15 protein-coding genes are annotated in these 14,756 nt (G+C 71.6%); all 15 read left to right on the forward strand.

Annotated elements, in window-relative coordinates:
- Positions 1 to 89: 89 nt before the first annotated feature.
- The 15 genes from VM685_RS06180 to VM685_RS06250 all read left to right on the forward strand — a co-directional run bounded on the left by VM685_RS06180 (position 90) and on the right by VM685_RS06250 (position 14,754).
- The gene (locus VM685_RS06180) at positions 90 to 2,903 is read left to right on the forward strand and encodes a [protein-PII] uridylyltransferase (RefSeq protein ID WP_325459249.1); all 2,814 of its coding nucleotides are present in this window, start codon (positions 90 to 92) and stop codon (positions 2,901 to 2,903) included.
- 2 nt (positions 2,904 to 2,905) lie between these two features.
- Positions 2,906 to 3,349, forward strand: coding sequence for a nucleoside deaminase (locus VM685_RS06185; RefSeq protein ID WP_325459250.1), 444 nt, complete (start codon positions 2,906 to 2,908; stop codon positions 3,347 to 3,349).
- 88 nt (positions 3,350 to 3,437) lie between these two features.
- Entirely contained in the window at positions 3,438 to 5,066 is a 1,629-nt protein-coding gene (gene murJ, locus VM685_RS06190) for a murein biosynthesis integral membrane protein MurJ (protein ID WP_325459251.1), read from the forward strand.
- 120 nt (positions 5,067 to 5,186) lie between these two features.
- Positions 5,187 to 6,221 carry a tryptophan--tRNA ligase gene (gene trpS / locus VM685_RS06195; protein WP_325459252.1) on the forward strand — a complete coding sequence of 345 codons (1,035 nt, stop codon included), beginning with the start codon at positions 5,187 to 5,189 and terminating at the stop codon, positions 6,219 to 6,221.
- Positions 6,222 to 6,258: 37 nt separating this feature from the next.
- Entirely contained in the window at positions 6,259 to 6,732 is a 474-nt protein-coding gene (locus tag VM685_RS06200; protein WP_325459253.1) for a universal stress protein, read from the forward strand.
- Positions 6,733 to 6,787: 55 nt separating this feature from the next.
- Positions 6,788 to 7,366 (forward strand): NifU family protein, encoded by a 579-nt coding sequence (locus VM685_RS06205; RefSeq protein WP_325459254.1) that lies wholly within the window; start codon positions 6,788 to 6,790, stop codon positions 7,364 to 7,366.
- Positions 7,367 to 7,407: 41 nt separating this feature from the next.
- A complete protein-coding gene (gene tsaB / locus VM685_RS06210; protein WP_325459647.1) occupies positions 7,408 to 8,034 on the forward strand; it encodes a tRNA (adenosine(37)-N6)-threonylcarbamoyltransferase complex dimerization subunit type 1 TsaB in 627 nt (208 codons plus the stop codon).
- 10 nt (positions 8,035 to 8,044) lie between these two features.
- Entirely contained in the window at positions 8,045 to 8,503 is a 459-nt protein-coding gene (locus VM685_RS06215; RefSeq protein WP_325459255.1) for a GNAT family N-acetyltransferase, read from the forward strand.
- A 78-nt stretch (positions 8,504 to 8,581) separates the two neighbouring features.
- Entirely contained in the window at positions 8,582 to 8,953 is a 372-nt protein-coding gene (locus tag VM685_RS06220) for a Fur family transcriptional regulator (RefSeq protein WP_325459648.1), read from the forward strand.
- A gap of 65 nt (positions 8,954 to 9,018) precedes the next feature.
- Positions 9,019 to 10,374: a tRNA (N6-isopentenyl adenosine(37)-C2)-methylthiotransferase MiaB gene (gene miaB, locus VM685_RS06225; protein WP_325459256.1), complete on the forward strand. Its 1,356-nt coding sequence runs from the start codon at positions 9,019 to 9,021 to the stop codon at positions 10,372 to 10,374.
- Entirely contained in the window at positions 10,371 to 11,339 is a 969-nt protein-coding gene (locus VM685_RS06230; RefSeq protein WP_325459257.1) for a PhoH family protein, read from the forward strand. The genes miaB and VM685_RS06230 overlap by 4 nt, the downstream gene beginning before the upstream one ends.
- Positions 11,340 to 11,343: 4 nt before the next feature.
- Positions 11,344 to 11,814, forward strand: a complete 471-nt coding sequence (gene ybeY, locus VM685_RS06235) for an rRNA maturation RNase YbeY (protein WP_325459258.1) — start codon at positions 11,344 to 11,346, stop codon at positions 11,812 to 11,814.
- Positions 11,815 to 11,851: 37 nt separating this feature from the next.
- Entirely contained in the window at positions 11,852 to 12,682 is an 831-nt protein-coding gene (locus VM685_RS06240) for a CBS domain-containing protein (protein ID WP_325459259.1), read from the forward strand.
- Positions 12,683 to 12,710: 28 nt separating this feature from the next.
- Positions 12,711 to 14,276, forward strand: a complete 1,566-nt coding sequence (gene lnt, locus VM685_RS06245; protein ID WP_325459260.1) for an apolipoprotein N-acyltransferase — start codon at positions 12,711 to 12,713, stop codon at positions 14,274 to 14,276.
- Positions 14,277 to 14,331: 55 nt separating this feature from the next.
- On the forward strand, positions 14,332 to 14,754 hold the full coding sequence (locus tag VM685_RS06250) for a helix-turn-helix transcriptional regulator (protein WP_325459649.1): 423 nt from the start codon (positions 14,332 to 14,334) through the stop codon (positions 14,752 to 14,754).
- Positions 14,755 to 14,756: the final 2 nt, after the last annotated feature.

Here is a 14,756-nt window from a genome sequence, read left to right on the forward strand (position 1 = left end):
GCAACATAGTCAGTGCGCGGGTTCGCGGAAGCCCGTGGCCAGAACCCAGGCGCGAAAAGGCGAGAACCGTCCTATATCGGGGGCCAGCCATGCCCCCGCGCCTTCGCCCGACCCGCCTGGAATACGTCGTCGACGGCGTGAAGCTGCGCTCGCAGCTCTCCACCGCCGCGCTCGAGCATCTTGGCAACGAGGCCGCCCAGCGGAGGGCGGCGCTGGAGATCCTGAAGGCGGCCCTGTTCCGTGGCCGGATGATCGCCAAGGAGCGGCTGGAGAACGGGGCCGGCGGCATCGAGACCGCCCGCCTGCTGTCCGGCGTCACCGACGAGGTTGTCCAGGCGCTCTGGGACTTCACCACCGTCCACGTGTTCCGCGCCCGCAATCCCACCGAGGGCGAGCGCCTGGCGCTGATGGCGGTGGGCGGCTACGGGCGCGGGACGCTGGCGCCCTTTTCCGACATCGATCTGCTCTTCGTGCGGCCCTACAAGCAGACGGCGCACGCCGAGAGCGTCATCGAGTACATGCTCTATGCGCTGTGGGACCTGGGCTTCAAGGTCGGCCACGCCTCGCGGACCATCGAGGAGTGCGTGAAGCTCTCGCGCGAGGACTTCACGATCCGCACCTCGATCCTGGAGGCCCGCCGCCTGGCCGGCGACGAGAGCCTGGCCGCCGAACTGATCCGGCGCTTCCAGCACGACGTGGTCAAGGGCACCGGGGCCGAGTTCGTCGCCGCCAAGCTCAAGGAGCGCGACGACCGCCACGCCCGCGCCGGGGCCAGCCGCTACATGGTCGAGCCCAACGTCAAGGAGGGGAAGGGGGGCCTGCGCGACCTCAACACCCTGTTCTGGATCGCCCAGTACCTGCACCCCGGCGAGAACATCGAGAAGGTGCTGCAGCTGGAGATGTTCGAAGGCCGCGACGTGCGCACCTTCGTCCGCGCCTTCGACTTCCTCTGGGCGGTGCGCTGCCACCTGCACTTCACCACCGGCCGGCCCGAGGAGCGGCTGACCTTCGACCTGCAGCCGGAGATCGCCCGGCGGATGGGCTATGGCGACCGGGCCGACAACCCCGCCGTCGAGCGCTTCATGCGGCGCTACTTCCTGATCGCCAAGGAGGTGGGCGCGCTGACCCGGGTGTTCGCCGCCAAGCTCGAGGCCGAGAAGGTGAAGAGCCGGCCGACCGGCATCTCCCGCCTCTTGCCGGCCCGACGGCCGAAGAAGAAGCCGCTGGACGAGCCCGGCTTCCACGAGGTCGGCGGCCGCCTGGCCGTAGAGGGCCCCGAGACCTTCGAGAAGGACCCGGTCAACCTGCTGCGGCTGTTCCGGATCGCCGACCAGCGCAACCTCGACCTGCACCCGGACGCCTTCACCGCCGCCACCCGCTGCGCGCACCTGATCACCTCGGCGGTGCGGCGCGACCGCCACGCGGCCAAGGTGTTCCTCGACATCCTCGCGCGAGGCCGCGACCCGCAGCGGACGCTGGGCCTGATGACCGAGGCCGGGGTGCTCGGCCGGTTCATCCCGGAGTTCGGGCGCATCGTCGCCCAGATGCAGTTCAACATGTACCACTCGTACACGGTGGACGAGCACACCCTGCGGGCGGTCGGCGTCATCGCGGACATCGCCGAGGGCCGCCTGGCCGAGGACCATCCGCTGTCGGCCCAGATCATGCCGCTGATCGACGACCGCGAGGCCCTGTTCCTGGCCATGCTGCTGCACGACACCGGCAAGGGCGGGGCCGGCGGCCAGGAGAAGGCCGGCGCCCGGGCCGCGCGCCAGGCCTGCGAACGGCTGGGCCTGGAGCGCTCAAAGATCGAGCTGGTCGCCTGGCTGGTGGAGCACCACCTGGTCATGAGCGACTACGCCCAGAAGCGGGACGTTTCTGACCCGCGCACCGTCGCCGACTTCGCCCGCATCGTGGAGACGCCCGAGCGCCTGCGGCTGCTGCTGGTGCTCACCGTCGCCGACATCCGCGCCGTGGGGCCCGGGGTCTGGAACGGCTGGAAGGGCCAGCTGATGCGCGAGCTCTATGGGGCCACCGAGGCGGTGTTCCGCGGCGGCCGGGGCTCCGACGCCGCCGCCGCGCTCAAGCGACATTACGAGAACGCCGCCTACGACGCCCGGGTGGCGCTGGCCCGGACCGACCCGGAAGCCGAGCCCTGGGCCGACGCCATGGAGGACGCCTACTTCTCGGCGTTCAGCGAGGCCGAGGTGCGCGCGCACGCCGCCCTCGCCCGACGCGCCCAGGGCGGCGCGGCCGCCGAGGGCCGCATCCGCGCCGAGCGCAACGCGGCCGAGGTGGCGGTGGCCGCCGCCGACCGCCCGCGCCTGTTCGTGGACCTGGCCGCCGCGATCACTGCGGCGGGCGCCAACGTCGTGGGCGCACGGGTCTTCACCTCGCGCACCGGCCAGGCGCTCGACGTCTTCTACGTGCAGGACGTCACCGGCCAGCCGTACGGCGCCCAGAACCCGCGCGCGCTGGCCAAGCTGGCCGAGTCCCTGGAGGCGGCCGCTCGCGGCGAGCCGGTGCGCCAGGAGCCGGGCCGCAAGGCCGACCTCGGCCGCGCCGCCGCCTTCTCCATCACGCCGACCGTGATGCTGGATAACGACGCCTCCGAAACCTCCACCGTGGTCGAAGCCTCCGGGCGCGACCGCCCCGGCCTGCTGGCGGCTCTGGCCCGCGTGCTCGCCGACGCCGGCCTCTCGATCCTGTCGGCCCACATCGACAGCTACGGCGAGCGGGCGGTGGACGCCTTCTATGTGGTCGACGCCGAGGGCCGGAAGCTCACCGACGCGCGGCGGCGCAATGCGCTGAAGACCGCGCTGATGGCCGCGCTGACCGTCGGCGAGGAGGAGACCTCCCGCCGGGCGCACCTGCAGCGGGCGCGCGCGAGCGTGGCGCGCTAGCCATGGACGCGTTCATGCGCGCCGCGATCGAGGAGGCCCGGCAGGGCTTCGCCGAGGGTGGGATCCCCATCGGCTCGGTCATCGTCCATCAGGGGCGGATCATCGGCCGCGGCCACAACCGGCGGGTCCAGAAGGGCAGCGCCATCCTGCACGGCGAGATGGACGCTTTCGAGAACGCCGGCCGGCAGCCGGCCCAGGTCTATCGCGAGGCGGTGCTCTACACGACGCTCTCGCCCTGCCCGATGTGCAGCGGGGCGATCCTGCTCTACGGGATTCCCAGGGTAGTTGTGGGCGAGAACCAGACGTTCCTTGGCGAGGAGGCCCTGCTGCGGTCGCGCGGCGTGGAGGTCGAGGTGCTGCAGGATCCCGAATGCGTCGCGCTGATGCACCGGTTCATCGCCGAGCGGCCGGAACTGTGGAACGAGGACATCGGCGTCCCGTCCTGAGGCGCTGCACGCGAAACGCGCCGGAAGGCCGCGTGCGCGGCGCCGCGGACGCTTGACGCCGGCGGCCACTCAGCCGACCAACGCCTCCGTGACCGACAATCCCGCCACCAGACCCAGGCCCAAGCGCGGCGGATTGATCCGGTCCTCGGCCATCTTCGCGGCCCTGACCATGGTCAGCCGCATCATGGGCCTGGCCCGCGACCTGGTGATCACCGCAAGGCTCGGCGCCAGCCAGACCATCGCGGCGGACGCCTACTACACGGCGCTGGCCTTCCCGAACCTGTTCCGCCGGATCTTTGCGGAGGGCGCCTTCGCCGCGGCCTTCGTGCCCGGCTACTCCCGCAAGCTCGCCGCCGAGGGCGAGGACGCCGCCGACAACTACGCCGCCGACGCGCTGGCCACCGTCGCGGCCGCCACCGTGGCGCTGACCCTAGCCTGCCAGCTCGCCATGCCGTGGCTGATGTACCTCATCAACCCGGGCTTCGCGGACGATCCGGCCAAGTTCAAGCTGGCGGTGATCCTCACCCAGATCACCATGCCCTACCTGCCCTGCATGGCGATCGCGGCCCTGTTCTCGGGCGTGCTGAACGCGCACGGCCGGTTCATCATCTCCGGCTTCTACCCGACAGTGCTCAATGTGGTGATGCTGGCCGTGGTGATCCCGCAGAAGGATCCGGTGCAGGCCGCCTACGCCGCCTCCTGGGGCGTCATCGTCGCCGGCGTCGGTCAGGCGGCGCTCTGCTGGTGGGGCGCGCGGCGCTCCGGCGGCCGCATCCGCCTCGTGCGGCCGAGGCTCACCCCCGAGATGAAGGCGCTGATCCGGCTGGCCGTGCCGGCGGCCATCGCCAACAGCGCCACCCAGATCAATATCTTCATCTCCGGCATCCTGGCGTCCCAGGTGGACGGCCTGCGGGTGTGGATGAACGTCGCCGACCGCCTGTACCAGCTGCCCATGAGCCTGGTGGGGGTGGCCATCGGGGTGGCGCTGCTGCCCCGCCTCTCGGCTGCCCTGCAGAAGGACGACCACGGCGACGCGCAGATGGCGATGGACCAGGGCCTGGTCTGGTCGCTGGCGCTCAGCCTGCCCGCCGCGGCGGCGCTGATGGCCATGCCGTTCTACCTGATCGACGGCTTCTTCACCCGGGCCGAGTTCGTCCGGGCCGACGCGGTCGCCACTGGCCAGCTGCTCTTCCACTACGGCTGGGGCGTGCCGGCCTTCGTGCTGCTGCGGGTCCTGCAGCCGGCGTTCTTCGCCCGGCAGGACACCAGGACGCCCATGCGCTTCTCGCTGATCAGCGTGGGCGTGAACATCGCGCTCGGCGTCGCCCTCTTCTACACCGTCGGCTTCTGGGGGATCGCCGCGGCGACCTCGATCGCCGCCTGGATCACGGTGCTCCAGATGTGGGTGGCCCTTGGCCGCCGCGGCGTCTACCGCCCCTCCGCCACCGCCCTGTTCAAGATCGGCCGGGTGGCCGCCGCCAGCCTGATCCTCGGCGGCCTGCTGGCCGTCGCCGTCCACTACCGCGCTCTCCTGGAGGCGCCGATCGCCGCCGCCGGCCTGCCGGCCAAGGAGGTGGGCGTCCTGCTGCTGAGCGCGGCGGGCCTCGGCCTCTATCCGGTGCTGCTGTTCGCCTTCGGCGGGGTGACCCCGGCCGAGGCCAAGGCCCTGCTGCGCCGCCGCAAGGGCGACCCCGCCCCGCCGGCGGACTTGCTCTGAGACCCGGCGGCCTGTATCGGCTGCCGCATGACGATGAACACCTGGCGATGGCGCTGACCGCCTGACCCGTCACCTCGGGCCTTGCGCCCGCCTGTCCGTTCCGTCCAGAAGCCTCACATCATGACCGACCAAGCTCCGGCCCCCTACGCGGGCCCGCAACGCGTGCTCTCCGGCGTGCAGCCGTCCGGCGACCTGCACCTGGGCAACTATCTCGGCGCCCTGGTGAAGTTCGCGCGCCTGCAGCACGAGATCCCGACCTTCATCTTCGTGGCCGACCTGCACGCCATCACCGTCTGGCAGGACCCGAAGCTCCTGAAGACCCAGGTCCGCGAGATCGCCGCGGCCTACCTGGCCACCGGCCTGGACCCGAAGGTCGCCACCATCTTCCCGCAGTCGGCGGTGCCGGAGCACGCCGAGCTGGCGTGGGTGTTCAACTGCGTGGCCCGCCTCGGCTGGCTCGACCGGATGACCCAGTTCAAGGAGAAGAGCGGCAAGCACAAGGAGCGGGCCAGCGTCGGGCTCTACACCTACCCCGTGCTGCAGGCGGCCGACATCCTGGTCTACAAGGCCACCCAGGTGCCGGTCGGCGAGGATCAGAAGCAGCACCTGGAGCTGACCCGCGACATCGCCGGCAAGTTCAACCACGACTACGAGGCGCCGGGCTTCTTCCCCCTGCCCGAGCCGCTGACCCAGGGCCCCGGCGCGCGGATCATGAGCCTGCGCGACGGCACGGCGAAGATGTCGAAGTCGGACCCCTCCGACAATTCCCGGATCAACCTGACCGACGACGCCGACGCCATCGCCCAGAAGATTCGCAAGGCCAAGACCGACCCCGAGCCGCTGCCGGAGACGATGGAGGCGCTTTCCGAGCGTCCTGAGGCCCGTAACCTGGTGGGAATCTACGCCGCGCTGGCCGGGCGAACCGAGGCCGAGGTGCTGGCCGAGTTCGCCGGCCAGGGTTTCGGCGCGTTCAAGCCGAAGCTGGCCGACCTCGCCGTCTCCGTGATGGGTCCGATCGGCGGCGAGATGCGCCGCCTGCTGTCCGATCCCGCCGAGATCGACCGCATTCTGGCCGACGGCGCAGCCCGCGCCCGCGAGGTGGCGACCCCCACCATGGCGGAGGTCCGCCGGCTGGTGGGCTTCTGGGCGGGGTGAGCTTGCCTCCCGCCCGACTTGGCCGCACCGTCCGCCCATGAGCGCACGCAAGTTCCTGGTCGTCGCCGACGACACGCCGGAGTTCATGGCGGCGCTGAAGTTCGCCTGCCGCCGGGCCCGCTCCACCAGCGGGCACGTGGCGATCCTGCGTGTGATCGAGCCGGCCGTCTTCGAGCACTGGAGCGGCGTGCGCGAGGAGATCGAGCGCCAGGCGCGCGACGAGGCCGAGGCCCTGCTGCAGGAGGTCGCCGGCTTCGTTCAGGCGGAGACCGGCTATCCGCCGGAGTTCCTGATCGTCAACGCCGACAACGCCCGCGTCGGCCTGAAGAAGGTCATCGGCGACGATCCCGACATCAAAATCCTGGTGCTGGCCTCCGCCTCGGGCGGCCGCGGGCCCGGCCCGCTCGTGGCGTCCATCGCCAAGGACGGGGTGAAGTGGGGCGCCCGCAAGGTGCCGGTCACCCTGGTGCCCGGCGACCTGACCGACGAGGAAATCGCAGACCTGGCCTAGGCCTGCCGGGGAGCGAAAAGTTGCGTTTCGGGCCTTCCGGGCCCACATCTCGCCCATGTTCATCCAGACCGAACCGACCCCGAACCCCGAGGTCCTGAAGTTCCTGCCCGGCCGCGAGGTCATGGCCGACGGGACGCGCGACTTCCGCGAGGCCGAGGAGGCGCAGGCCTCCCCGCTGGCCGCCGACCTGTTCGACATCGAGGGGGTCACCCGGGTCTACTTCGGGCCGGACTTCATCACCGTGGGCAAGCACCCGTCGTTCGACTGGCCGCACCTGAAGGCGCCGGTCCTGGCGGCGATCATGGACCACTTCACCTCCGGGCGGCCGCTGTTCGCGGGCGAGGCGGAGGCCCAGTCCGGCGGGCATGACGAGGGCGTCTACGAGGGCGAGACCGCCCAGATCGTCGCCGAGATCAAGGACCTGCTGGACACCCGCATCCGGCCGGCCGTAGCCCAGGACGGCGGCGACATCCTGTTCGCCAGGTTCGAGGCGGACACCGGCGTCGTCTGGCTCAACATGCGCGGCGCCTGCTCCGGCTGCCCCTCCTCGACCGCCACGCTCAAGGCCGGCGTCGAGAACATGCTCAAGCACTACGTCCCGGAAGTGACCCGGGTCGAGCAGACCCTGGGCTGACGCTTTCCGGCGCCCGCCGGATCGTCTAACCGCCACCCGTGATCGTCCTTGGCCTCGACACCTGCCTGACCGCCTGCTCGGTCGCCGTCACCGATGGCGGCCGCGTGCTGGCGTACGCCTCCGAAGTCATGGCCCGCGGCCACCAGGAGCGGCTCGCGCCCATGGCCGAGCGGGTGATGGCCGAGGCGGGCCTTTCCTTCGACCGGCTGGACCGCATCGGGGTCACCGTGGGCCCCGGCTCCTTCACCGGGCTACGGGTCGGCGTCGCCTTCGCCAAAGGCCTAGGCGCGGCGCTCGGCGTCCCCACCGCCGGGGTCGGCACCCTGGAGGCCCTGGGCGCCGAGGCCGAGGGCCTAGCGTTCGCGGCCATCGATGCGCGCCGCGACCAGGTCTATCTGCAGGCCTTCGAGGACGGCCGCCCCCTGATGGCGCCCGACGTCCTGCCGGTGTCGGTGGCCGCCGCCCGCCTGGCGGAGCTGGCCATGGGACGTCCGCTGACCCTGGTGGGCTCCGGCGCGCCGCTGCTGGCGGACGTGTCGCCGGGCGCACGGATCCTCGCGGCGGAGGGCGCCGACGCCCGTCACGTGGCGCGGATCGCGGGCGGCAAGGCCGCGGCCCCGCTCCGCCCGCTCTATCTGCGAGCGCCCGATGCGCGGCTGCCGGCGTGAGGCGGGCGGGATGAAGCTCGAATGGGCCACGGCCGAGGACGCCCCGGCGCTGGCCACGGCCCACGCCGCCGGTTTTGCGCAGCCCTGGGACGCCGAGGCCTTCGCCGGCCTGCTGGCCGGTCCCGGCGTGTTCGGCTTCCTGGCGCTCGACGAGGAGACGCCGGCGGGCCTCGTCCTCTGCCGCGCCGTGGCGGGGGAGGCGGAGGTGCTCACCATCGCGGTCGATCCCGCGCTGCGCCGGCGGGGGCTGGCCAAGGCGCTGATGGCTGCGGCCCTGGGCGCGGCCCGGCAGGCGGGCGCGGACCAGGCCTTCCTGGAGGTCGCCGCCGACAATGCGCCGGCCGCGGCGCTCTACGCCGGCCTCGGTTTCCGCCGCGCGGGCCTGCGGCGCGGCTATTATGACCGCGGGCCCGAAGGCCGCGCCGACGCGCTCGTGATGCGGCTCGACCTTACGCCCGCGTCCTCTTAGACCTATCCTCCGCAACGTAAGGAGCCTGGAGCCTTGGCCGTGCCGGACCGTATCGAGAAGCTGTGCGTCGACAAGGGCATGCGCATGACCGAGCAGCGCCGGATCATCGCGCGCGTGCTGTCCGAGGCCCACGACCATCCGGATGTCGAGGAACTGCACCGCCGGGCGCACGCCATCGACCCGCACATCTCCATCGCCACCGTCTACCGGACCGTCCGCCTGTTCGAGGAAGCCGGGATCATCCAGCGCCACGACTTCCGCGACGGCCGCTCCCGCTACGAGGAGCACCAGGACGAGCACCACGACCACCTGATCGACATGAAGACCGGCAAGGTCGTGGAGTTCATGGACCCCGAGATCGAGGCCCTGCAGGAGGCCATCGCCCGCAAGCTCGGCTACCGCCTGGTGGACCACCGCCTCGAGCTCTACGGCATGCCGATCGAGGAGTGAAGCGCCCTCCCCATGAAGGGGAGGGAAACTTGCGCCCGCCCGCGTGCGTGCCCATAACGCGGGCCATGTCCGAGACCGCGCCCCGCAAGCGCCTCTACATCAAGACCTACGGCTGTCAGATGAACGTCTACGACAGCGAGCGGATGGCTGATGTCCTCAGCCCCCTGGGCTACGGCATGACCGACAGCCCGGAGGGCGCGGACCTGGTGGTGCTGAACACCTGTCACATCCGCGAGAAGGCCACCGAGAAGGTCTACTCGGAACTCGGCAAGCTCAAGGAGCTGCGCCAGGAGCAGGCCGAGGCCGGCGGCCCCCGCCTCGGCATCGTCGTCGCCGGCTGCGTCGCCCAGGCCGAGGGCGAGGAGATCATGCGCCGCCAGCCCGCGGTCGACCTCGTGGTGGGGCCGCAGGCCTACCACCAGCTGCCGGAGCTGATCGCCCGCGCCCACCGGGCCCGCGGCGAGCGCCTGGCGGCCGACTTCGCGCCCGAGGAGAAGTTCGACGCCCTGTCCACCGCGCGGCGGCCGACGGGCGTCACCGCCTTCCTCACCGTGCAGGAGGGCTGCGACAAGTTCTGCACCTTCTGCGTGGTTCCCTACACCCGCGGCGGGGAGTGGTCGCGGTCGGTCGAGGCCGTCGAGGCGGAGGCCCGCGCCCTGGCGGAGAAGGGGGTCCGCGAGGTCACCCTGCTGGGCCAGAACGTCAACGCCTACACGGGCGAGGGCGGGCTCGCCGGGCTCGTGCGGCGCCTGGCGAAGATCCCCGGCCTGGACCGCATCCGCTACACGACCAGCCACCCGCGCGACATGGACGAGGCCCTCATCGCCGCCCATGGCGAGGTGGAGGAGCTGATGCCCTACCTGCACCTGCCGGTGCAGTCGGGCTCGGACCGGATCCTGCGCGCCATGAACCGGGCGCACACCGCCGAGAGCTACCTGCGGCTGATCGAGAAGATCCGCGCCGCGCGGCCGGACATCGCGATCTCCGGCGACTTCATCGTGGGCTTCCCGGGCGAACGCGACGCCGACTTCGAGGCCACCCTGCAGCTCGTCCGCGAGGTGGGCCACGCCGGCGCCTTCTCCTTCAAGTATTCCCGCCGTCCGGGCACCCCGGCCGCGGCCATGCCTGGCCAGGTGGCGGAAGAGGTCAAGGACGAGCGGCTGGCCCGCCTCAACGCGCTGCTCGAAGAGCAGCAGATGGCGTTCAACGCCGCCCAGACGGGCAAGGACCTGCCCGTTCTGTTCGAGAAGCGCGGCCGCCATCCGGGCCAGCTGATCGGCCGCAGCCCCTATCTGCAGTCGGTGCACGTCAGCGCGCCGGATCGTCTGATCGGCCAGATCGTTACAGTGAAGATCGAGGACGCCGCGCGGAACAGCCTGGCGGGCGCCCTCGCGTCCACCGGGGAACTGGAGCCCGCTTGAGCCGAGCGCCTGAATTCATCACCCTTTCCGACGCCGCCGCCCGCGCGGTGGCGGGGGCCAACAGCCGTCACGCCGCCCTCATCGAGGACGCCTTCGGGGTCCTCGTGGAGACGCCCGGCGGCGGGGTTTCGCTCTCCGGCGACTCCAAGAGTCGCGCCCAGGCGAAGAAGGCCGTCCAGGCCATCGCCGACCGGGCCGACCAGGGGCTGGAGATCTCCGAAGCCGACGTCCGCGTCGCCATCGGCCAGGCGCGCACCGGGACGGGCGGCCCGCCCGGTTCGCTGCCCGTCGGGCGCCGGGGCCAGGTCGCGCCGAAGACCGCCACCCAGGCCGAGTACCTGCAGGCGCTCTCGCAGTGCGAGCTGGTCTTCGGCCTCGGGCCCGCCGGCACCGGCAAGACCTTCCTCGCTGTGGCGCACGGCGCCGGCCTCCTGCTGCGCGGGGAGGTGGACCGCCTGATCGTCTCGCGCCCGGCCGTCGAGGCCGGGGAGCGCCTGGGCTTCCTGCCCGGCGACATGAACGAGAAGGTCGACCCCTACATGGCGCCGGTCTGGGAGGCGCTGACCGATATCCTGGGGGCCGAGCAGCTCCGTCGCCGGCGCGAGAAGGGCGAGATCGAGGTGGCTCCGATCGCCTTCCTGCGCGGCCGCACCCTGTCCCACGCCTTCGTCATCGTGGACGAGGCGCAGAACGCCACCCGCCTGCAGATGAAGATGGTTCTGACCCGTCTGGGCGAAGGCGCCCGGATGGTGGTGACCGGCGATCCGAGCCAGGTGGACCTGGTCAACGCCCGCGACTCCGGCCTGGCCCATGCGGTCAGCCTGCTCGACGGCGTGAAGGGCATCGGCGTGGTCCGCTTCTCCACCGCCGACGTGGTGCGTCACCCGCTCGTGGAGCGGATCGTTCGCGCCTACGACGCCGACGCCGCCCGCAGCCGCGGCGACAAGGGCCCTGACGACCGGTGACCCGGTGATCGACATCGAGATCGAGGACGAGGCCTGGACCCGCAGCCTGGCGGACGCGGAGGTCCTGGCCGTGCGCGCCGCCCAGGCGGTGCTGGACTCCGAGGGGGCCGTGGGCGAGGGGGTGACCCTGCTGCTCACCGACGACGACGCCGTCCAGGAGCTGAACGCCCGCTTCCGCCACAAGGACGGGGCCACCAACGTGCTGTCGTTTCCGGCGCCGCCGAACCCGGAGAAGCACCTTGGCGACGTGGCCCTGGCCTACGGCGTCTGCGTGCGCGAGGCTGCCGAGCAGGGGAAGCCGCTGGCGCATCACCTGCAGCATCTGGTGGCGCACGGGGTGCTCCACCTACTAGGATACGACCACATGACCGAAGCGGAGGCCGAAGCGATGGAAGGCCTCGAGCGCGTCGTCCTGGCCGGACTGGGGATTCCTGACCCCTACGCGGCCGGCGAGGGAGACCATGACCGACCCTGACCCTCCGAGTAGTCCCGAGCCCCGCCGTCGGGGACTGATGGGGCTCTTCAACCTCTTCCGGGGGCCGGCCGCGCCGCCGGAACCCGGCCCGTCCGAGCCGATCGCCCAGGCGACTGGCGAGCTGGTCAGCCAGGCGCGCGCCTTCCAGGACCTGCGCGTCGAGGACGTGATGAAGCCGCGCGCGGACATCGTGGCCATCGACCGCTCCTGCAGCTTCGCCGAGGTGGTCGCACGTTTCGTGGAGGCCGAGCACAGCCGCATGCCGGTCTACAAGGAGACGATCGACGAGCCCGTGGGCGTGATCCACGTGAAGGACGTCTTCAAGCTGCTGGCTCGCAAGACCCGCCGGCCGAAGCCCGAGGACCAGATCCTGATGGGCCGCTATCACCTCGTCCGCCCGCTGCTCTACGTCCCGCCGTCCATGCGGGCGGCCGAACTGCTGGCGATGATGCGCAGCCGGCACAGCCACATGGCGCTGGTGATCGACGAGTTCGGCGGCGCCGACGGCCTGGTCACCCTCGAGGACCTGCTGGAGACCCTGGTGGGCGAGATCGAGGACGAGCATGACGAGGAGGGGGACGACGGCGTGGCGGCCATCGTCGAGGACGAACAGGGCTGGGTGGTCGACGCCCGCACCCCGCTCGAGGACCTGGAGGCGGCCATCGGCGACGGCGTCGACCTGGCGCCCGAGGAGGTGGACGAGGAGATCGACACGGTGGCCGGCCTGGTGAACACCCTGGCCGGCCGCGTGCCGCAGCGCGGCGAACGCATCGAGCACCCGGGCGGCTTCATGATCGACGTCCTCTCCGCCGATCCGCGCCGGGTGAAGCGCGTCCGCGTCCGTCGCGCCGTCGCCGCGCAGGCCTGAGCCCGTGGCCAGCCGACTCTCGCCCTGGATGGTGCGTCTGTGGGCGCTGAGCGCCGGCCTCGCCGCCGGTCTCGCGCACCCGCCCTTCGGGCTCCTGCCGGGGCTGCTGGGCTATGCGCTAATCCTCAACATGCTGGACGCCGAGACGCCCAGGCCGCTGCGCTCGGCCTTCTTCCGCGGCTGGCTGGCCGGCGTCGGCTATTTCGCGATCGGCGTCTGGTGGGTGGTGGAGGCCTTCCTGGTGGACGCCGCCGTCCACGGCTGGATGGCGCCCTTCGCCCTGATCCTGATGGCCGGCGGACTGGCGCTGTTCTGGGGCCTGGCCGCCCTGCTCTACCGCCTGCTCGGCCCCCGGCCGGAGGCCCGCTGGCGGCTGTCGCGGGTGTTCGTCTTCGCCGGCGCCTTCTCGCTTCTGGAGTGGGTGCGCGGCCACGTCTTCACGGGCTTCCCCTGGAACCTGCCGGGTGAGACCTGGGCCGCGGGCTCGCCGCCGTCCCAGGCCGCCGCCGTCGTGGGCGCCTACGGCCTCACCTGGCTGACCCTCGCCATCGCCGCCGCGCCCGCCGTGCTGTTCGACCCCCTCGACCGCAAGGTCCGGGCGCTCGCCGCCTCCGTCTTTGTGGGCGCGCTGGCCTGCCTCTACGCCTTCGGGCTGGGACGGCTCTCGCATGCGGTAAAACCGGCCGCCGACGCGCCGCTGATCCGCATCGTCCAGGCCGACATCGACCAGAAGGACAAGTGGCGGCCGGAGAACCTCGGCCTGATCTTCGACGCCTACCTGCGCCTGTCGCAGAAGCCGGCCGCACGCCCCCCGCAGATCGTGGTCTGGCCCGAGGGCGCGCTGCCGGCGGTGATCGACGAACTGCTGGCGCCGGGCTCCCCCTACGGTTCGCGGCTGGTGGCCGGCTTCACCGAGGGCCAGACCCTGCTGATGGGGGCCAACCGCGCCGAGATCACGGCCGAGGGCGACGCACGCTACTTCAACGCCCTGGTCGCGCTGCGACGAGAGGCCGACGGGCTGCGGGTCACCGGCGTCTACGACAAGCACCGCCTGGTGCCGTTCGGCGAGTACATCCCGCTGGGCGAGCTCGCCACAAAGGTGGGCTTCCGCAGCCTCGTGCACATGCCCGAGGACTTCACCGCCGGGCCGCCGCCCGCGCCCATCGCACCCTGGGGCGTGCCCGCGGTCCAGCCGCTGATCTGCTACGAGGCCCTGTTCCCGGGGTTCACCCGATCGGGCGCCCTGAAGAGCGGCGTGCGGCCGGCCTGGATCCTCAACGTCTCCAACGACGCGTGGTTCGGCCAGACCAGCGGACCGTTGCAGCACCTGAACCTCGCCAGCTACCGGGCGATCGAGGAGGGGCTGCCGATCGTCCGCTCCACGCCCACCGGCGTTTCCGCCGTGATCGACGCCTACGGACGGATCCAGCCCGGCGCCCGGCTGGGGCTCGCCGAACTGGGCGTGATCGACGCCCAGCTTCCGCCCCCTTTGAAACCCACAGTCTACGGACGGGTTGGAGACCTGCCGTTCGTCCTGTTGCTGCTGGCGTCGGCGCTTCCTGCTCTCGCGTACCGCGTTCGCCGACCGAAATGAGGTGACCGGGCCGTCAACCTGTTTCCCTTCGCCAGAAGCTTGGGTAATGAGCCGCATGGACAAGCTTGCCGACTTCGACCGCGGGCCCAATCCCGTGGATCGTCACGTGGGGCTGCGCATCCGCATGCGCCGCAAGGAACTGGGCGTCAGCCAGGAGAAGCTGGCCGAGTCCATCGGCCTGACGTTCCAGCAGGTGCAGAAATACGAGCGGGCGGCCAACCGGGTGAGCGCCTCCAAGTTGTGGGAGATGGCGCGCGCCCTCGACACCTCCGTCGCCTATTTCTACGAGGGCCTGGCCGAGGGGACGGTCGCCCGCGGCTCGAACAGCCAGCCCGGCGAGACGGTGCAGGACTTCCTGCTGACGCCGGAGGGCATGGAGCTGGCGCAGGTATTCCCGCGGATCAGCCATCCGCGGGTGCGCCGCAAGATCCTGGAACTGGTCCGCATCATGGTCGACGATCCGGGCGTCGACGCCTGAGC

Origin of the sequence: Phenylobacterium sp. (assembly GCF_035539035.1) — a bacterium.
GTDB lineage: Bacteria > Pseudomonadota > Alphaproteobacteria > Caulobacterales > Caulobacteraceae > Phenylobacterium.